Origin of the sequence: Agrilactobacillus yilanensis (genome assembly GCF_003946725.1) — a bacterium.
GTDB lineage: Bacteria > Bacillota > Bacilli > Lactobacillales > Lactobacillaceae > Agrilactobacillus > Agrilactobacillus yilanensis.
The window spans coordinates 216,471-235,690 of record NZ_RHOY01000002.1; the positions used below are offsets into that span (position 1 = coordinate 216,471).

16 protein-coding genes are annotated in these 19,220 nt (G+C 38.8%); 7 read left to right on the plus strand and 9 right to left on the minus strand.

Annotated elements, in window-relative coordinates:
- Window positions 1–11 precede the first annotated feature (11 nt).
- Both uxaC and EKM93_RS02435 read right to left on the minus strand, forming a co-directional pair.
- Window positions 12–1,460, minus strand: coding sequence for a glucuronate isomerase (gene uxaC, locus EKM93_RS02430; RefSeq protein WP_125712697.1), 1,449 nt, complete (start codon window positions 1,458–1,460; stop codon window positions 12–14).
- A 43-nt stretch (window positions 1,461–1,503) separates the two neighbouring features.
- Complete coding sequence (locus EKM93_RS02435) at window positions 1,504–2,973, minus strand: glycoside-pentoside-hexuronide (GPH):cation symporter (protein WP_125712698.1); 1,470 nt, start codon at window positions 2,971–2,973, stop codon at window positions 1,504–1,506.
- Window positions 2,974–3,486: 513 nt separating this feature from the next.
- Here EKM93_RS02435 and EKM93_RS02440 point away from each other — a divergent pair.
- From EKM93_RS02440 to EKM93_RS02450, 3 genes are all read left to right on the plus strand, one after another.
- Window positions 3,487–4,902: a tagaturonate reductase gene (locus EKM93_RS02440; protein ID WP_125712879.1), complete on the plus strand. Its 1,416-nt coding sequence runs from the start codon at window positions 3,487–3,489 to the stop codon at window positions 4,900–4,902.
- A 3-nt stretch (window positions 4,903–4,905) separates the two neighbouring features.
- Entirely contained in the window at window positions 4,906–6,405 is a 1,500-nt protein-coding gene (locus EKM93_RS02445) for a UxaA family hydrolase (protein ID WP_125712700.1), read from the plus strand.
- A gap of 82 nt (window positions 6,406–6,487) precedes the next feature.
- Window positions 6,488–7,720: a condensation domain-containing protein gene (locus tag EKM93_RS02450; protein ID WP_164506964.1), complete on the plus strand. Its 1,233-nt coding sequence runs from the start codon at window positions 6,488–6,490 to the stop codon at window positions 7,718–7,720.
- 77 nt (window positions 7,721–7,797) lie between these two features.
- Here EKM93_RS02450 and EKM93_RS02455 read toward each other — a convergent pair whose 3' ends face one another.
- Window positions 7,798–8,499: a glycerophosphodiester phosphodiesterase gene (locus tag EKM93_RS02455; protein ID WP_125712704.1), complete on the minus strand. Its 702-nt coding sequence runs from the start codon at window positions 8,497–8,499 to the stop codon at window positions 7,798–7,800.
- A gap of 246 nt (window positions 8,500–8,745) precedes the next feature.
- On the opposite strand from EKM93_RS02455, the gene EKM93_RS02460 reads away from it, so the two are divergent.
- The 3 genes from EKM93_RS02460 to EKM93_RS02470 all read left to right on the plus strand — a co-directional run bounded on the left by EKM93_RS02460 (window position 8,746) and on the right by EKM93_RS02470 (window position 10,533).
- Window positions 8,746–9,093, plus strand: a complete 348-nt coding sequence (locus tag EKM93_RS02460; RefSeq protein WP_125712706.1) for a PadR family transcriptional regulator — start codon at window positions 8,746–8,748, stop codon at window positions 9,091–9,093.
- On the plus strand, window positions 9,077–9,607 hold the full coding sequence (locus EKM93_RS02465; RefSeq protein ID WP_125712708.1) for a hypothetical protein: 531 nt from the start codon (window positions 9,077–9,079) through the stop codon (window positions 9,605–9,607). The genes EKM93_RS02460 and EKM93_RS02465 overlap by 17 nt, the downstream gene beginning before the upstream one ends.
- Before the next feature lie 77 nt (window positions 9,608–9,684).
- Window positions 9,685–10,533: an aldo/keto reductase gene (locus EKM93_RS02470; protein WP_125712710.1), complete on the plus strand. Its 849-nt coding sequence runs from the start codon at window positions 9,685–9,687 to the stop codon at window positions 10,531–10,533.
- A 112-nt stretch (window positions 10,534–10,645) separates the two neighbouring features.
- Here EKM93_RS02470 and hydG read toward each other — a convergent pair whose 3' ends face one another.
- The 5 genes from hydG to EKM93_RS02495 form a co-directional block, all read right to left on the minus strand.
- Entirely contained in the window at window positions 10,646–12,064 is a 1,419-nt protein-coding gene (hydG, locus tag EKM93_RS02475; protein WP_125712712.1) for a [FeFe] hydrogenase H-cluster radical SAM maturase HydG, read from the minus strand.
- Between the two features lie 152 nt (window positions 12,065–12,216).
- On the minus strand, window positions 12,217–14,364 hold the full coding sequence (gene feoB / locus EKM93_RS02480) for a ferrous iron transport protein B (protein WP_125712714.1): 2,148 nt from the start codon (window positions 14,362–14,364) through the stop codon (window positions 12,217–12,219).
- 617 nt (window positions 14,365–14,981) lie between these two features.
- Window positions 14,982–16,676 (minus strand): oleate hydratase, encoded by a 1,695-nt coding sequence (locus tag EKM93_RS02485; protein ID WP_125712716.1) that lies wholly within the window; start codon window positions 16,674–16,676, stop codon window positions 14,982–14,984.
- A 28-nt stretch (window positions 16,677–16,704) separates the two neighbouring features.
- A complete protein-coding gene (locus EKM93_RS02490; protein ID WP_125712718.1) occupies window positions 16,705–16,839 on the minus strand; it encodes a methanol dehydrogenase in 135 nt (44 codons plus the stop codon).
- Window positions 16,840–16,992: 153 nt separating this feature from the next.
- Window positions 16,993–17,568 carry a TetR/AcrR family transcriptional regulator C-terminal domain-containing protein gene (locus EKM93_RS02495; protein ID WP_125712720.1) on the minus strand — a complete coding sequence of 192 codons (576 nt, stop codon included), beginning with the start codon at window positions 17,566–17,568 and terminating at the stop codon, window positions 16,993–16,995.
- A 197-nt stretch (window positions 17,569–17,765) separates the two neighbouring features.
- Here EKM93_RS02495 and EKM93_RS02500 point away from each other — a divergent pair, with 197 nt between their 5' ends.
- Window positions 17,766–18,227 carry a GNAT family N-acetyltransferase gene (locus EKM93_RS02500; RefSeq protein ID WP_125712722.1) on the plus strand — a complete coding sequence of 154 codons (462 nt, stop codon included), beginning with the start codon at window positions 17,766–17,768 and terminating at the stop codon, window positions 18,225–18,227.
- 55 nt (window positions 18,228–18,282) lie between these two features.
- On the opposite strand, the gene EKM93_RS02505 is transcribed toward EKM93_RS02500, so the two are convergent.
- Window positions 18,283–19,146: a MurR/RpiR family transcriptional regulator gene (locus tag EKM93_RS02505; RefSeq protein WP_125712724.1), complete on the minus strand. Its 864-nt coding sequence runs from the start codon at window positions 19,144–19,146 to the stop codon at window positions 18,283–18,285.
- Between the last annotated feature and the right edge of the window lie 74 nt (window positions 19,147–19,220).

Below are 19,220 nucleotides of genomic sequence, written 5' to 3' on the forward strand. Positions count from 1 at the left end.
GGTACTTATTTTTATTTACCGAATAATTCTTCAGGTGTAGCATCTGGGAAGAAGCCGAAGAAGTCATAGGCATTGTTGTAAGAAATGTTTTGAACAATCTTACCAAGATAAGCTTCGTCATCAGGAACACGGCCTTGTTCTGCTAATTCACCGTAGAAGTTACATAGCACACGACGGAAGTATTCATGCCGTGGATAAGATAAGAAGCTACGAGAGTCAGTTAACATACCAACAAAGTGTGGTAATAAGCTTTGTTGGGCAAAGGTCCGTAATTGTTCGTGCATACCTTCAGCAGTATCATTGAACCACCAGCCGGCACCTAATTGCATCCGTTGAACGCCGCCCTCTAAGAAGCAACCCATCATAGAAGCTAATTCCATCCAGTCGTTAGGGTTTAGAGAATAGAAGATAGACTTAGGAATGTCATTAGTATCCCGCATCTTAGTGTACAATTTTTGAATATGCAAGGCGATATCTGGTTGTGTCCCAATAGCATCATAACCAGTGTCAGGGCCTAATTTATCAAACATTGGCCGGTTAAGGTCACGAACAGAGTTAACGTGCCATTGCATTGTCCAGTCAAATTCGTTGTTTAATTTCATTAAGTTTTCAAGCAACATTGTCAAGTATTTGTCAATTTCTTCTTGAGTCAAAGGCTTGTTAGCAATCCCTTTAGCCATGATTGCATTAACTTCAGCTTCGCTGGCTTCATTGAAGTGATAAGTCAATAGAGAATGATCAGATAAACGGCCGCCCATTTCATTGAAGAATTCAAAACGTTGATGCAAAGCTTTAACTAAGCTGTTGAAATCTGTAATTTCAACACCAGAAACCCGGCTCAATTCTTTCAAGTAATCCGCATAGCCATCCCGGTCAACTTGGATTAATTTGTCAGGACGCATAGCTGGTAAGGTTCTGAAACCATTTTCTTTTTCTTCAGCTTTTAGAAGTTTATGATAAGGCAATTCAGAAGCAGGATCATCAGTAGTGCAGACTGCTTTAACATTAGAGTTACGGATTAAGCTGCGTGGTTTGAAATCATCAGTTTGTAATAGCGCATTGGCTTTTTTCCAAATTTCAGGCGCTGTTTTTTCGTTAAAGACTTCATCAATACCAAAGAAACGACGCAATTCAAGATGTGTCCATTCATATAAAGGATTACCGGCTGCGTTTTCAATCGTTTTAGCCCAGGCGATGAATTTATCGTAATCGTCGCCGTCACCAGTGATCAATTCTTCAGGCACACCATTAGCCCGCATTAAACGCCACTTGTAATGGTCCCCATAAACACCTTCGTTAATCCAAACTCGGGTAATATTATCATAGTTTTTGTTTTCATAGATTTCATCAGGATTCAAATGACAATGAAAATCAATGATTGGCATGTCTTTTGCGTAATCATGGAATAACTTTTTGCCCATTTCATTTGTTAATAGAAAATCTTTGTCTAGTAATGCCATAATTCTATCCACTCCTATGATCTAAATTTAATTATAAAAATAATTATTTGGTTGTATTCTTAACGTCTTTATCGCCGATGATACCATGTTCCCATTTGCCGTTATCTAAGTCTTCAGCAATCTTCTTGAAACGATCATCTGACAATTTATACAATAAACCGACAACTAAAGCGGCGATTAATAAGCAAACACCAGGGTAAAGCGTCATGGCAGCTTTGATACCTGTCAAAGTTTTTTGAGTTTGGTGTGCGTTGGCAACATAACCTGTTAAGGCTAAGACACCGGCGCTGACTAAAGCAGCTAAAGATTGAGCGATTTTTCTTGAGAAGTTAAAAGCAGCATATGTGATAGCTTCTTTACGCATACCTGTGTGCCATTCACCATAGTCAATAACGTCAGATACAAAGGCCCAAGTGATCCCGTTTGGAATTGCTAAAGCGGTATACCCTACAGTAACTAAGATGATAAATGTGACAACGTTTGTTGGTAAAATGAAGTTTAAGATATTGGCAGCAGCACCAATGATAAAGCAAGTCATGGCTGTTTTACGTTTGCCAAAGTGTTTTGTTAACGTTGGAATCATGAAGACACCGACAATAGAAGTCCCCATCATGATGGCATTAACAACGGGCTGTAAGCCAATGTTACCTAAGTTATATTGGGCGAAGAAGACCATCATTTGGTTGTTAGTGTTCATTGCAGAGATGGTAAACAAAGTCATTAAGATAATAGTGAACAATGGACCATTAGTGAAGACAACTTTGAAGTAATCTTTAAAACCTTCTGGTTGGGCGCCTTTATCACGGTGAACTTTAACGTTTTCACGTGTTCCCATAAAGCAGATAAAGAACATCAAAACCCCAAGAACAGCGAAGATAGAAGCAGCAATTAGGAAGCCGTGGCGTTCGTTTTTGCCACCAAACATAGTCATCATTGGAATGAAGGCAATCCCAGTTAAGAATTGTGCCCCAACAGAACCAACCTGTCTGGAAGTGGCTAAGAAGCTCCGGTCTTCAGAGTTTCTAGACATTACCGAGGCCAGTGAGCCGTATGGGTCATTGGTAAAGGAGTAAACTAAGCCCCAAATCATGTAAACGGCGTAAGCGTAAACAATTTTACCTGTAGGGGATAGGTCAGGCATTGTAAAAGTAACGACCGTCATGATCCCTAAGAAAATCGCAGAAATCATCATGACTGGCCGGAATTTCCCAGCCTTACCAATATTCTTACGGTTATCAATAATTGATCCAGCAATTGGATCCATAAATGCATCAAAAATCTTTGTGAACGCGAAAATCCCAGCGACAGCGCCGGCACCGATACCAGCCGCATCAATCCAGAATTTTGTTAAGTAAGCTTGCCCCAAATCAAACATGAAGCCATTCCCGAAGTCCCCAAAACCATAGGCGATTTTCTGAGAGACGGGAATTTTCTTTTCGTGGTGGCCATCAACGAGCTCTTGGGCTAGTGTTTTTTGGCGTGCCGCAGTTTGCGCAGTTTTGTTCTCAGGCATACTGTTTTATCCTCTTTTCTCTAAGTAACATTGAATAATAATAAAATTAGATCGGACGTTTTAGAAAGCTGTTCTATAACGCCTAAGTACATTTGACGTCAAAAATAAAATTGGTCTGTAACATGTTAACGATTTCATGATAAAACCAAATTATTTGAATGTCAACATAAAGTTAAAAAAATCACAATTAAATTATGCGATATATCACGATATAGGCATAATAATATAGGAAAATTGGTAAATAATGTGTTATACCCGAGGCGAATTAAGCCGCTAAAACTGTTGATAACAGCTGATCCATTGTAAAATAAGCCTTATGGATGATTTGATAGGCACATTATTTTAGAAAATTTATAAATAGACTTGACATTTTGCTTAATTATCAATACTATGAAATCGTTAACAAATATAATTGAGTAGCCAAGGCATGTCTATCTTAAATTGGGGATGATGATGACGTCATCTCGCAAGGATAGGCTGCATCTAAATTTTTTGGAGGTCATAAAAATGGCATTGAAACAACTAGACAATTCTTTCCGGAAACTTCCTAAGTATCCTACAAAAGTAATTCAATTTGGTGAAGGTAACTTTTTAAGAGCCTTTGTAGACTGGCAGATTCAACAAATGAATAAAAAAGATTTGTTTAAGGGCGGCGTGGCCGTTGTTCAGCCGATTGAAAATGGTATGACAAAAATGTTGGACGAACAAGACGATTTATATACCGTTTTACTAGAAGGTAAATTAAATGGTGAAAAAGTCCAAGACCATGAAATCGTTGAAGATATCAACGAAACGATTCGGCCTTATGAAGACTATCAAGCTTATTTAGACCTTGCTAAAAATGACGATATTGAATTTATTTTCTCTAATACCACAGAAGCTGGGATTGCTTTTGATGAAAACGATAAACTAACGGACAAACCTCAAAATTCTTATCCTGGTAAATTGACCGCTTTATTATATGAACGGTTTAAATTAGGTAAAAAAGGTTTCCAAATTATTCCTTGTGAATTAATCAATCATAACGGGAATACTTTAAAAGAAATCGTTTTGAAATATGCAAAACTTTGGGACTTAGGCGCTGACTTTGAAGCTTGGGTTAATAATGAAAATGATTTTTACGCTACTTTAGTTGACCGGATTGTACCTGGGTATCCTAAGGATCGGGCAGCTGATTTAGAAAAAGAATGGCAATATCATGACAATTTGATTGTTAAAGCAGAACCATTCTTGATTTTTGTCATCGAAGGCGACAAGAAATTAGAAAAATTATTGCCATTGAAAGCAGCTGGCTTAAATGTTGTTGTCACAGACGATATGCAACCTTACCGTAACCGGAAAGTTTCATTGTTAAATGGACCACATACAACAATGAGTCCAATCGCACGCTTAGCTGGCATTGAAACTGTTGGGGAAGTTATGTCTGACACTGATTTTTATAAATTCGTTAATGATGAAATGTATCAAGAAATCATCCCAACGGTTGCTTTACCAAAAGATGAATTAACCGCTTATGCAGAAGGTGTTAAGGAAAGATTTGAAAATCCTTATGTCCGTCATGAATTAAGCTCAATTGCATTAAATAGTATTTCTAAGTTCAAAGCTCGTTTGTTACCAACTTTCAAACGTTATGTTGCTGCAGAAGGCAAATTACCAAAACGGATCACTTTAGCATTAGCTTCTTACTTGAAGATTTATGCTGGTGAAGCAGACTTCAAACCACAAGATACACCAGAAACGCTTGCTGCTTTTGAAAAATTAGTCAAAGCTGATGACTATGTTGAAGCTGCTTTAGGCGCAACTGAACTTTGGGGCGAAGATTTAAATCAATTTGACGGCTTAAAAGCGTTGATTCTTGAAGATTTAGAATTAATCAATCAACAAGGCGCACGTAAAGCAGTTCAATTGATTAACCAAGAAGGGAAATAATTTATGAACCAATATATCATTTTAAATCCAAAGGACAAAGTAGGGGTTGCTTTACAAGACATCCCTGAAGGGACAAAATTGTCTACGGATAAGGGTGACGTTGTTTTAAAAGAAACCATTAAGCGTGGACATAAGTTTGCTTTGCAGGCAATCGCTGAAAATGAAGACATTGTTAAATATGGCTTTCCAATTGGCCATGCCACAGAAGCTATTGCCCAAGGCGCTTGGGTTCATACCCACAATACGAAGACAAATTTGTCTGGGGAATTAAATTATGATTATCAACCAATTGAAATTCATAACGACATCCCTAAAGATGACCGAACTTTCATGGGCTATAAACGGGCGAATGGCAAAGTAGGGATTCGTAATGATTTGTACATTGTGCCAACTGTAGGCTGTATCAATCCGTTATTAGATGTTTTTGTAGCACAATTTAAGGCATTACATCCAGATAATGGGAATTTTGACAATGTTATTGTTTTAAAACACCCCTATGGCTGTTCTCAATTAGGAGACGACTTTGAACAGACACGTAAAATCTTAGTAGATGCCGCATTACAACCTAACGCTGGTGGTGTTTTAGTCTTTGGCTTAGGCTGTGAAAACAATCAAATGGATGGCATGATTGAAGAAATCGAAAAAGTCGGCGGACCAATTGATGATAGCCGAATGAAATTCTTGATTTCTCAAGAAGTCGACGACGAATTAGGCACAGCGTTAGATATGTTAGAAGATCTAAATACCACTGCTGGCAATGATGTTCGGACACCACAACCTTTAAGTGAACTAAAAATTGGTCTAAAATGTGGCGGTTCCGATGGTTTATCCGGTGTTACAGCGAACCCATTATTAGGTCGGTTATCTGATTTTGTGACAGCTCAAGGTGGTTCTACAGTTTTGAGCGAAGTGCCTGAAATGTTTGGGGCTGAAAAGATTTTGATGTCTCGGGCTAAGGATGAAGCAACTTTTGATAAGATTGTGGACTTAATTAATAATTTCAAAGCTTATTTTGAAAGCTTCCATCAGCCAATTTATGAAAATCCTTCTCCTGGTAATAAAGAAGGGGGCATTACAACCCTTGAAGATAAATCTTTAGGCTGTACGCAAAAGTCTGGGACTTCTTCTGTAAATGATGTTTTACAGTATGGTGAAAAAATCAAATCTGCCGGTTTATCTTTGTTGCAATCTCCAGGTAATGATTTAGTATCCTCTTCTGCAGAAGCTTCCGCAGACTGCCAAATGGTCTTATTTACCACTGGTCGTGGGACACCATTTGCCACTTATGTACCAACCGTTAAAGTATCTTCTAATTCGTATATTGCAGATAAAAAACCACGTTGGATTGATTTTGATGCTGGTAAATTGATGCATAGTACAATGGATGAAGTGGCCGCAGAATTTGTCCAATATATTATTGACGTTGCCAGCGGTGAAAAAACGAATAATGAAAAGTATGGCATTCATGGCATCGCTATTTTCAAAAACGGTGTTACTGAATAGTTAAATTCTAAAATAAAAAGGGCGCTAAACTGCGGATACTCACAGTTTTAGCGCCCTTTTTTTGTAAAAGGAAGGTTTTATGATGACAGCAGTTACAGCGGGAGAACCCTTGAATATTTTGCATACCATTGATTTGAACAAATTATATCCCATCGTCCGGTGCCAGTTGACCTTGGATCAGGCGTTAGATTTGCCCAAGTTATATCAAGCTTTAAAAACCATCGGGCAAGTTATTCCCGAAATTTATGCCGGCTATGATTTAGAAAATAATCAATGGCTTATTCCGGATACCCGGCCTCAGCGGTTGGTTCAGCAAGTCGCTTCAGAAGTTAATATAGATGCGTTAACGTTAGACTTAGAAACTGGCCCGCAGTTACATGTTTATTTACAAGATACAAAGACAGGGCACCAAGTGACATTTGTCATGAGTCATATTTTAACCGATGGTGCTGGCTTTAAACAGTTCTTATATCTTTTAGCAGCGATTTATAATCAAGGATCAACTGCAATTCAAGGTTTGAAAAATCATATGGATGTGACGGGATTAGAAACGCTAGTCCAGCAGCAAAAAGTTGGTACTTTAAAGCCAACCGATCATCCTAGTGCACCGCTTTATTTGCCAACCTTGAACTCACAGGCAACGACGCGGCAATACTATGTTAACGATTGTCACTTGTCTAAGACCGATTCTCAAAAATTAAAGACATGGGCTAAAGTGCAAGGGGTGACGTTAAATGACATCTTTATGGCAGTTTTTGGTCAACTGATGCAAAGCTATGCAGCGGTTCCGGAAATCACGTTAGCTTGTCCGACAGATACCCGGCAGTATTTACCGGAAAAAGAACGGCAGCAATTACGGATTCAAAATGCAACGGCCCGATATAATACAGCTGTGACAAATGATTTCACACAGCCGTTAACGGCAACGATTCAAGCGTTTCATCAGCAGATGACGATGTTAAAACAAGATCAGCAGTTTTTACAGTCCATTCGGCAACTGCTGACATTAGCTAAAACACAGCCCATCTCGGCTTTACGGGAAGTAGTTCAACAAAATTATTCGGTTCGACCCATTGCTTACACGAATTTTGGGATTATTGATGCCAGTCGTTTGAACTTTACCGGGTGCACAATCAAACATTGTCTTTTAACCGGTTCTTTTAGAGAAGCACCCGCTTTTCAAGCAGCGTTTAGCAGTTTTAATCATGAGATTATAATTGGTTTTAATATGATCGGGACTACTGAAGAAATTAATTTTGGTAATGCACTGTTGCAGCAGTTAAAACAAAATCTGCAGCTGGTCACCACACTTTAATTTTTATAAATAAAACAGCCTTATCTTTGATTTTTAGAAGATAGGGCTGTTTTTTTGAATGTGACCAAGTATGTACTTTAAGCCATCACGGGATGATGGTGGGCTTTAATTGCCTGAGCTAATTCAAAATTATCAGTGATAATGCCAGAAACTTTTAAATCAAGAAGAGTTTGAATTTGATTGGCATCATTTACTGTCCAAATACGTTGAGGAATGTGTTTTGGGGACTGGGCATAACTGAAATGAAATCCAGAAAGATGTTCCCGCTGCATCAATTGTTCTGGATCAACGATGGTTTGATCAGTAAGCAAGCAATAATTTTGTTTTGTATCCAAACGATACGCATTTTGTAATGATTTTAAGTTAAATGAAGAGTAAATTACCGGATAAGTTAAGCGATAATCGTGAACCATTTCTAAAACAATCTGTTCAATATTGGGATAGGTCACAAAATTTGTTTTAAACTCTAAGTTTAAGTGAACCGGATAACGTTTAGCTAATTCTAATAGGCCGTTTAAAGTAGGGATTGGTTCGCCATTCTTTAAATGAAAACGACGGAGCTGATTAAAAGTCATCTCCTTGATAAAACCATGACCATCACTGACGCGGTCAATCGTCTCGTCATGGATGATGACAGGAATTTGATCTTTTGTTAGGTGGACGTCAAATTCTAAACCATCAATTTGATGCGTTAAAGCATATTCAAAACCAGATAAAGAATTCTCTGGAAACTTTTCAGGAAAACCACGGTGACCAAAAATTAACGTTTGATTCATAATAGAGGACTCCTTTACAAGTTATTGACAAGAATTTTATAAAATTAACAAAAAATTGAAGTATTTAGTAAGTTAGTTACAGAAAATATTATGCCGTTATAGTGTAAATTAGTAGCCTATAAGGTGTAAAACCCCTGTAAAATTATGTTCCTCACAGGACAGCTATAAAAATTAAGGACAGCAAATGAAATACATTGACAATCTTTATACATCGCTTTACAATGTATAAAGAAAGTCGAGGGTAATGCAATGCAAGCAATCGATAAAGAATTACTAAGAGGGTATATTGATCCGATTATTTTGAGCCTTTTAGCCCGGGATGACAGCTATGGTTATGATTTAACCAAGCAAGCCCATGACCAAACAGAAGGTTTTTTTGAACTGAAAGAAGGGACGCTATATGTGGCACTTAAACGTTTGGAAAAAGCGGGGTACGTCACTAGTTATTGGCAGGAAGGTAGTGGGGCTGCCCGTCGCAAATATTATCATTTGACAGTATCGGGCAAAGCAGAACTAACTAAAAAACAGGCTGAGTGGCAGCTGATTAAAAAAATGATGGATAAATTTTATGGAGGCAATTATGACACTAACAACTGAAAATAAAAATGAATTGCGGACATTTGCTGTAAAACAGGCTGCTAAAGCTGACGGGGATACTGAAGCGCAAGTGGCAGCGATTACGCAAAAAATTGATGAAATTGATGAACTTACCGGTTATATGGAAGATCATATGCAAGCCTTATTAACTCGGGGATATACCGAAAATAAGGCTATTGCCCAAACAAAACAAGATTTTGCGATTGAAAGTGATCTTGTCCAAAAAGTCACGACAAAACATCAACAAGATGAAGCATATAAAGCTTATTATGCCAAAAATTATACGACGGAAAAAGGGATTGCTACCCAAGAAGCGGTGGGATTATATTATGGTGCTGCGATTTTAATTATGGCTGTAATCGGCTTTATTCTGGGTTGCGCGGTAAATTATTGGTTAAAAACAACGCTGTTTGGGATGTTCTCGATTATTGGCGTTCCTCTAGGCGTTTTAATTGGTGTCGGTATTGGTTTATTACAACAAGCTAAAATTGTCCGCAAAAATCTACCACAGTAGACGTATTAAAAAGTTTATAGCCCTTCTCATTAACAATTAATCCAATGTTATAATAAGGGTTATAAGGGGATGATTGGATGTCGATTTTGACAGAAACATTTACACTAGAAAATGGCGTTAAAATACCTAAAGTCGGTTTTGGCACTTGGCAGATTCCAGAGGGCGCTGTGGCTTATCAAGCTGTGGTAAATGCCTTAAAGCTTGGGTATCGACACCTGGATACCGCGCTAGCTTATGGCAATGAAGCCAGTGTTGGGCAAGCAGTACGTGATTCAGGGCTACCTCGGACGGATATTTTCGTAACCTCTAAATTACCGGCACAGTTTAAAACTTATCAAGAAACATTACAGGCTTTTGATCAGACTTTGGCCAATTTAGATATTGATTATTTAGATTTATATTTAGTTCATGCACCTTGGCCATGGGATGAAATTGGCACCAATCATGACAAAGGAAACCGGGAAGTTTGGCGGGCAATGGAAGAGATCTATGCCAGCGGTCGCGTAAAGGCAATTGGTGTTTCTAATTTTAATGTGGTTGATTTGGAAAATGTGTTCAGTGATGCCAAAATCAAACCAATGGTCGATCAAATTCAATACTACGTTGGTTTTACGGAACCTAAAATTACTAAGTTCGCCCAGGATCAAGGTATCTTGGTAGAAGCTTATTCACCATTGGCCACTGGAGACTTAGTGCATAATGCCAAAATTAAAGCGATCGCTGAGCGGTATCATGTTACTGTGGCACAATTGGCATTACGTTTTTGTCTTGAAAATAACGTACTGCCGCTACCTAAAGCAACGAGCTTAGATCATATTGAAGCAAACAGCCAACTTGATTTTACAATTAGTGCTGAAGACATGATGGTCTTAAATCAATTGCCGGATACAGCACCGGCGCATCAGCATAATCCAACACAAAGTTAATCAAAAATAATTAATAATAGGGTATAAAAAAGACGAAAACCTGAATTTTGGGTTTTCGTCTTTTACTACCCTTTGATCGTTGACTATCATTCGAGTAGTTATAAGGCCGTAATTAGATTCTAAAATCTCGAGAACCGTTGGCGATGGCAACTAGATTTTTACCGACAACTTCACGGATGCGGTCATTTGGAATATCGTTGATCTGTTCGTCAATGAGGCGATTGCCGGCTTGAACCGTATCTGGGCTGGCGTAATCTTGTAGATATTCTTTAAGCGTCATGAGGGCGTTAGGATGACAGCAGTTTTGAATTTGACCGCTCTTACATAGCGACATGAAGCGATCTCCGGTACGGCCGGCACGATAGCAAGCTGTACAAAAACTTGGAATATAGCCTAGATCCATTAACCAATGAACAACTTCGTCCAAAGTCCGTTTGTCACTAGTATCAAATTGGTTAGATTCTAAGCTGTCTCGATCTGTACCGGCATAACCACCGACACTTGTACAAGAAGCCCCACTGATTTGAGAAATCCCCAAGTCTAACACGTTACGCCGTGTCGCCATACTTTCTCTAGTTGACATGATCATCCCAGTGTAAGGCACGGCAATTCGAATACAAGCAACAATTTTTTCAAAAATTTCTTCACTGATCCCATTATCAAATGTTTCTGGATCAATATCATCAGCTGGCCGAATGCGGGGCACACTGATAGTATGCGGGCCGACACCAAAAGCAGCTTCCAAATGTTCCGCATGCATTAATAGACCGGCGAATTCATAACGATACTTGTCTAAGCCAAACAAAACACCGATACCTACATCATCAATGCCACCGGTCATCGCCCGATCCATGGATTCCGTATGATAATCATAATCATGCTTTGGGCCCCAAGGATGTAATTCCAAATAACTTTCTTTATGATAAGTTTCTTGGAATAAAATATACGTACCAATACCGGCGTCATGAAGTTTTTGATAGTTTTCAACCGTAGTTGCTGCAATGTTCACATTAACCCGCCGAATGGCACCGTTTTTATGCTTAATGCTATAGATTGTATGAATAGAATCCAAAACATAATCAATTGGGCAGTTAATCGGATCTTCACCGGTTTCCAAAGCTAATCGCTTATGGCCCATATCTTGTAGGGCAATGACTTCACGTTCGATTTCGGCTTGAGTCAATTTTTTCCGCGGGATGTGTTTATTTTGACCATGGAATGGACAGTAAACACAACCATTAACGCAATAGTTGGAGAGATAAAGCGGTGCGAACATAACGATACGGCTGCCATAGTAGGCTTCCTTGATACCTTTTGCCAAACCGAGAATCGCTTCATTCCGATCTGGCAACGTACAGGCCAGCAGAACAGAAGCTTCACGATGGTCGAGGCCTTTATGTAAGCGAGCTTTTTTCAGAATCTGATCAATTAAAGCCCCGTTTTCTTTGTTGGCTTCGGCATAGGCTAGTGTTTCTTGAATTTCGTCATCACTGATGAATTCGGTTGCAACATGAGATTTTGGATTATACATAGTTGTCCTTCCTTTCTTCGGGGTCAGAACCATCTTCCCCCACAGTACTGAAGTAATAGCCGGTTTTCTTTCAAGGCTTAGATTTTAAAAGAAAGCCGCGATGTATAATAAAGCAAACCAAAAGTGGCTTGTTCTACCCAGGATTAAAAAAATTATGGTAAAGGAATCGTTGTTAGCTGCTCTTCGACAGCTTTTGATCTTGGTTTATAAATAAATAAGCCGTAAATACAAAGGCCTAGAAATAATAGACCAATGCCGGTGCCCAGTGTAAAAGGACCGTTTTCCAAAAGCCAATGGTTTAATTGATAAACGATTAAACTGACCATATAGGCTAAAACACATTGATAGCCAATGGCAGTTAACGTCCATTTGGCATCGCCCATTTCCTTACGAATGGCACCAATCGCCGCAAAGCAAGGGGCACATAATAAATTGAAGGTCAAAAAAGCATAACCGGCAGCGGGGGTGAAAGCTTGGCGCATCAACGGCCAAATTTGTCGGCTGCTCTCAGCGAGGTTGGCCTGTTTGCTAAACAAAACGCCAAAAGTACCGACAACATTTTCTTTAGCCACTAGCCCTGTTAAAATAGCAACGGCTGCCCGCCAATTACCAAAGCCCAGCGGTGCAAAGATCACAGCAATAAAACTGCCAATTCCCGCTAAAATACTTTGACGCTCAGGGACCATCTGGAATTTATAATTAAAATTGGCTAATAGCCAAATAATAATACAGCTAATAAAAATAATTGTACCGGCTTTTTTGACAAAAGATCGGCTGCGGTCCCAAACTTGCCGAAGGACATTACCAAACTGCGGTAAATGGTAAAGCGGCAGTTCCATGATAAAAGGCGTTTCATCCCCTGCAAACAAGCGGGTTTTCTTCAAAAAAACACCAGATAGGACAATGGCGATGATGCCTACAAAATAAGCCGAAGGGGCTACCCAAGAATGTCCTGGGAAAAAGGCGCCGGCAATTAACGCAATAATGGTTAATTTGGCGGAACAAGGCATAAAGGTGGTGACCATCACCGTCATCCGCCGATCATTTTGATTTTCGATCGTTCGACTGGCCATAATCCCTGGCACACCGCAACCAGTGGCTACTAGCATGGGGATAAAAGATTTTCCAGACAGTCCAAATTTACGAAAGAGCCGATCTAAGACAAAAGCGATGCGGGCCATATAACCACAATCTTCTAACAGACCTAAGCATAAAAATAAAACCATTAGCTGAGGTAAAAAGCCGATTACAGACCCCACCCCGCTGATAATGCCATCGACTAGCAAGCTTTGCATCCAATCGGCAACTTGCCATTTTTCTAATAAAGGGATAAGCCCATTAGGAATAAGCTGGCCAAATAAAGTATCATTCACCCAATTGGTCCCTAGTGCACCGATGGTTTGGATGGATAGATAATAAACAGCCCACATAACTGTGGCAAAAATAGGCAGTGCTAAAAAGCGATTGGTCACAATTTGATCAATCCGATCGCTAGTGTTCATTTTGGAATTATCAGTTTGAACTAAAGTTAGTTGTACGAGTTTAGAAATAAAATTATAACGTTCATTGATGATAATGCTTTCACTATCATCATTAAAAATCTGTTCCGTATCGGTAATAATCGCCGCAATTGTCAGTTGCTGTTCAGCGGTTAATGACAATTGGTCTAAAACTAAACTATCTCGTTCAAATAGTTTGATGGCAAACCAGCGGCGCCGATGAGCGGGGATTAAATTATGTAGTTGTCCTTGAATGTCACTAAGGGCAGTTTCTAGCCGCGGATCATACTGAGGATAGTGTGGCTCAGCCGTTGTGTTTAAGGCTTTGGCTTTGGCAATCATAGTGTCCAGCCCTTTATTTTTTAGGGCACAAATACCAATCACGGGCAGCCCTAAACCATAGGCCAATTTTTCTAAGTTAAAACTTTTATGTTGTTTTGTAACCACATCCATCATGTTCATGGCTAAAATCACAGGCAACCCAGTTTCCATCAGCTGCATCGTTAAGTAAAGATTGCGTTCAATATTAGTGGCGTCCACAATATCTAAGATGGCCGTGGGTTCACCGCTAATTAAGTAATCTCGAGCGATAATTTCTTCTGGGGTGTAGGGTGCTAGTGAGTAAATGCCGGGTAAATCTTGTAAAGTAATGGTTTTATTTTTTTTAACGTAGCCCGCTTTTCTTTCAACGGTGACGCCAGGCCAATTACCAACATACTGTTTGGCGCCGGTTAAAGCATTAAAAACGGTTGTTTTCCCACAATTGGGGTTGCCTGCTAGAGCAAATTCCATCTTTTCCATTAGCGGTTCTCCTTAAAGGATTGATTCGGCTTTTGAGTCAGATTGGTGTAACTTTATTTGGCGAATGATATGTGAAAAAATTCATTATGTAAAGCGTCTAAAATAATTCATACTCTTAAACTATGTCATTTTATAAAAAAAGTCAAATGAAACAACCTCGATTTTTTAGAAATAAAAAGGTGAAAAAGACTGGAATAACCGTCTTTTTAAACTGATAACATTCATTAATGGCTGCCATTATTCTCTAATTTAAGCAATAGAGAATTGTTATTTTGTAGAAAATAGCAACGCTTCACAATTGATAAATATTTCACTAATTGTAATTATTATTTAGATTTTTGACTTCGCTATGCAACCGTTAAGATTAATTTTAAGCTAGGACTAAAAAAATTAAAAAAGCTTATTGCGCAACAGCGATCAATTAAGTCAATTTAGCCGGATATTCCCCAATTTTTTGTTCAAATATACGGTTAAAAATTAGAAAATTCTAATTTTAATTGGCCAACGAGTGGTGCTAAATGGTGGAAAATAAAAAAGTGCTAATAGCCAAATGGCTGCCAGCACTAAAAGTTAGAACAACTTTTTTATAATTATAAACAAAAGGGGGTCACGAAAAATTATTCAAACATTTTCTTAGTAGCCCGTAATAGGGTTTTTGGATCTTTATCATAACGTGGTGTGTCTACAAGATGAGACATTGGAATTCCAGCAAAGTGATAAGCGCCAATTTCACCAGAACGGACGGCACTTTGTTCTGTAAAGATCATCTGGAAAGGTTGTTCCGCAAACTCACCGGTGAAGGCTAAGTTGGTAGTATGCCGTGGGATAACCTTTGGCCGGTCTGCTTTGGCGCGGTTATTAAAGAGGGCAGAAGCATATGGCATGTAAACAGGAATATTATTAATAATACTATCCAGAATTTCTTTTTCCTTAGTTTTAATATTCACAGGACCAGGGTCTACTTTAGAAAGTTGGCCGATTAATTCGAGGACCATTTCCTTACCAGTCATTTTGATGTATTGTTTTGGCACAAATTCTCCCTGTCTTCTAGGGTATAAGAAATAGCCCCAAATGACAGATTCATTTGGCTTTTGTGTTGTAAAATGAGGTTGGTGGTGGACAACAATGGACATATTTACATCTTCATGCCCCAGTGGGGTAATCGGTTTGGTAGAAATAAATGAATTTAAAGCATTCCCAGGCACTTGAGTAGTGATCCGGGTGATTTCATTGAGCAATAAGTGATTATCAGTGGTCAATGTAAAGCTGACCCACTCACTGGCATCCCGATCCGCAAAGAACTTATCAGGATTACCTAAGTTGTAAAAACGGTCAGTGGCTTTTTTCCAAAGACTTGCGGCAGCACCATAATCCATATTTTCAGGTGCTGGCGTATTGTAATCGCCTAAAGTTGCAGAATCGGTAATTGAACCATTTGTGAAGAAAACAGCAGTATCTTCATCTACGGGCACCGTAATTTCTTTATCATTAACCGTGTCTGTCATCACTAGACCAGTTACGGTAATTTCATCTTGCATAGCGCTTTCTTTAAACTGCCAATCGGTTACCCGACGATCCATAATAAAATGGCAGCCTTGGGCTTTTAAGTAGTTAATCAATGGCAGCATAATACTTTCGTACTGGTTATAGCGGGTCCGGTTAACACCGACTAAATGTTCAATTTGCGTAAATTCATAAATCATCTGGTGCATGTAACGCCGCAGTTCTTGAGCAGAACTCTTTGTCCGAAAGGCAAAAGTTGTTTCCCACATATACCAAAAGTTTGTTTGGAACATATGCGGATCATGCTTGAAGTAGTCAGCAATGGATACATTATCCAACTGTTCTTCAGCCTCATCCGGCATTAAGACTAATTTTGTAAGTAATGCCCGATCTGTGGCATTTAAGCCCATATGGCCGCCGTTGATGATGCCTTTACCGCCTTGTAGTAAGCGCGCTTTGTCAAAAGTCCGATGTTGTTCATCAAAACTTAATGTATCTTCAGCTGCGGTCATGCCTGGTTCGGTAGTGGATGGGATTCGGTCTAACAGATCCATTAAATCAACGTAAGTCCGATAATTTAACATCCGACCACCTCTAGCCACAAAGCCTTTATGATTTGCGACGGGGTGGTTCTTATTCCAATATTCATCTTTAGCTTCTGAAGCGGTGGAACCGTCATTTGAACCGTGATCATCCAAACCATAAAAAGTGATCTTATCCCCTGTCCAGTGGGCTTCTTGAATGAAATAAACGGCTGCGGCCATGTTGGCAAGCCCAGCACCAATCATAATTGCTTTACTTTTTGTCATAGAAATGCCTCCATTCTAAACGCATTAATTAATCTTGATAATCTGCTTCAAATTCGTCATAAGCCGAATAGTCATCGGACATTAAGCCTTTTTTCTTAATTAAGCAAGTACCTAGAGCTAATAACGTTACACCAATACCAATTTTAATGAGATTATGTTTCATTGAAATTGCCACCTTTCTAAGGAGAAATTATTGTTTTAAACTTAGCCAAATCTATTAAAAACCATTTCAGATCATCGGCACTAATTGGTAAACTAGCGGGGCTTGATCTCTAGTTTTATTGTAATAAATTCAGCTACAGATAACATGGACAATCTAGTGACTTTGCCCAAAAAAATACGATTGCCGGCCATTTTTTATAGCGTTTTCAATCGTCCCATTTAACATGATCTCTGCCCGTCTTATTAAGGCATCTTTAGATTCTGTTAAATTATTGCGCAACCATTGAATGACTTGCATCGTTAACGCCCAACCGTAAAAATTTGAAATTGCTTTTTGCAGTTCTGCAGGGGTGTTTGGCTCAACATCGATGATGACCCGCTGGACCATATCGCTGGAAACTTCATATAATAAGTTTTCTAAAAGATCTCGACCAATAGAATGGAAGCTTTCTAGACAAAATTTTTGATTGGTTTCAATATAATCTAAAATGAGCCGGTACACCGTCTGCCAGGTGTTAATATTTGTATAAGCCTGCGCTTGCTGAACAATTTCTTGTTGATAAATCCAAGCCAATAAAGCATAGATATCTTCGAAATGATAATAAAAGGTGTTGCGAGTCAGCTTGGCTTTTTTAGTCAGCATATCAATCGTGATATGATCTAGAGCGGTCGTTTGCATCAAATCTTTGAGTGCTGTCGCGAGTTGCCATTTTGTCGTCTGTTTGTTCATTTAAACACATTCCTTTGTGACGCGTGATTTATAGAGTCTATTATAAACGTGCGTTAAGGAATGTGATAGATAGGACATAAAGATTAAATCACCTTTTTGACCTAATCTCTAAAAAAATTATAGAGCGAACTTACGAATAAATTATTAATGATATATGAAGAAACTAATATTTAGAATTATAAGACAGGAGAAATTTCATGAATATAGAAATTCGAGCTTTTAAGCAACCAACAGCTAAGCATTATCAGCTGTTATTAAGTGCAGAACCGTCAAAGGCAATTGTCGAAGCCAGTCTTAAGCGGGCCTATGGTTTTGAGGCGCGGATTGCCGGAGAGTTAGGCGGGGTTTTATTATTGTTGGAAACACGGCCGCAAACTTTGGAATTAGTCAATTTAGCGGTAACCCCTGAATTAAAGCAACAAGGCATTGGTACACAACTCGTAAAATTTGGAATTAACTGGGCTAAAGATCATCAATATGCGACATTGGTAGTAGGCACAGGGACTACCAGTTTTGTACCATTGTATCTTTATCAAAAATGCGGTTTTCGGGCAATAAATATCGAACCAGATTATTTTGTGAAGCACTATTCAGAGCCGATTATTGAAAACGGCCTGGTGTTAAAGGACATGGTACGGCTACAGTTAGATTTAAAGTGAATTAAAAAGGCAATTTAAGCAGGTAACACGCTTAAATAGCCTTTTTTAAGCCGCTTTATTTGTTTCGGGTCTGATCAATTGTTGCACGAATTTCTTTAAAGACGGTGGTTGTATGAATACTATCTTGGACGGCACTCAAAATAAACAAAGTGTCAATCAAAGAAATTTGGGAAATCACGGCATGTAGGGCTTCATCTTGATAGTTAGTTTCATCAGCGATAGATAACAAAGTCACATCGGCTAACTTAGTTAAGGAAGCGTTGCCATAACTGGTGATGCAAATTGTTGGAATTTTATTTTCTCGCAGTTTTTTTGCTAAAGTCAAAATATCTCGATTTTCACCAGAATGGGAAATGATGATGGCGCAATCATGTTCAGGGGTGAGCTTAGTGGCCATCATCAATTGCATGTGAAAATCATTTGTAAATAAAGGCACTTTGTTAGAGCGCAAGAATTTATGGTAGCCGTCTTGGGCGACAACGGAAGAAGCGCCTAAGCCAAATAAGGCAATCCCACAATGCTGTTGAATAATGCGGATCGCTTTTTTGAGCTGTGCTTCAGTCAAAACTTTCAGTGTGGCATCTAAAGTAGCCGTATTGCCAGTAAATATTTTTTGCGTCATGGTCATTAAGGAATCTTGGGTATTGATTTCTTGAAAAGGCGTATCGGACAAGGGCCGTTCTTGATTTTTAACCCAGGTTAATAGACTAAGTTTGAAATCTTGAAAATTTTTAAAGCCCAGCATTTTGGCAAATCTAGAAATTGAAGCGATAGATGTTCCGGTTTGTTGTGCTAAGGCACTGATGGTTAAGCTAGAATCAATTTGCGGATGCTGTAATAAATAGTCTGCAATATGCTTAGAAGTGCCGCTTAGATGGGGATAATAGCTTTGAATTAAAAATTTAATATCTTTTGTCATAATGTTTACCTCGTACTTATAAAATAGCATAATAAATCCTGTTTGGAAATCTTTTTCTAATTTTTACTTGAAAT

Coding starts and splice junctions, on each gene's coding strand:
- EKM93_RS02485 (WP_125712716.1), bottom strand. CDS start 16,676: ATGACAAAAAGTAAAGCAATTATGATTGGTGCTGGGCTTGCCAACATG.
- EKM93_RS02470 (WP_125712710.1), top strand. CDS start 9,685: ATGTCGATTTTGACAGAAACATTTACACTAGAAAATGGCGTTAAAATA.
- EKM93_RS02505 (WP_125712724.1), bottom strand. CDS start 19,146: ATGACAAAAGATATTAAATTTTTAATTCAAAGCTATTATCCCCATCTA.
- hydG (WP_125712712.1), bottom strand. CDS start 12,064: ATGTATAATCCAAAATCTCATGTTGCAACCGAATTCATCAGTGATGAC.
- EKM93_RS02490 (WP_125712718.1), bottom strand. CDS start 16,839: ATGAAACATAATCTCATTAAAATTGGTATTGGTGTAACGTTATTAGCT.
- uxaC (WP_125712697.1), bottom strand. CDS start 1,460: ATGGCATTACTAGACAAAGATTTTCTATTAACAAATGAAATGGGCAAA.
- EKM93_RS02450 (WP_164506964.1), top strand. CDS start 6,488: ATGACAGCAGTTACAGCGGGAGAACCCTTGAATATTTTGCATACCATT.
- EKM93_RS02445 (WP_125712700.1), top strand. CDS start 4,906: ATGAACCAATATATCATTTTAAATCCAAAGGACAAAGTAGGGGTTGCT.
- EKM93_RS02500 (WP_125712722.1), top strand. CDS start 17,766: ATGAATATAGAAATTCGAGCTTTTAAGCAACCAACAGCTAAGCATTAT.
- EKM93_RS02465 (WP_125712708.1), top strand. CDS start 9,077: ATGACACTAACAACTGAAAATAAAAATGAATTGCGGACATTTGCTGTA.
- EKM93_RS02435 (WP_125712698.1), bottom strand. CDS start 2,973: ATGCCTGAGAACAAAACTGCGCAAACTGCGGCACGCCAAAAAACACTA.
- EKM93_RS02495 (WP_125712720.1), bottom strand. CDS start 17,568: ATGAACAAACAGACGACAAAATGGCAACTCGCGACAGCACTCAAAGAT.
- feoB (WP_125712714.1), bottom strand. CDS start 14,364: ATGGAAAAGATGGAATTTGCTCTAGCAGGCAACCCCAATTGTGGGAAA.
- EKM93_RS02460 (WP_125712706.1), top strand. CDS start 8,746: ATGCAAGCAATCGATAAAGAATTACTAAGAGGGTATATTGATCCGATT.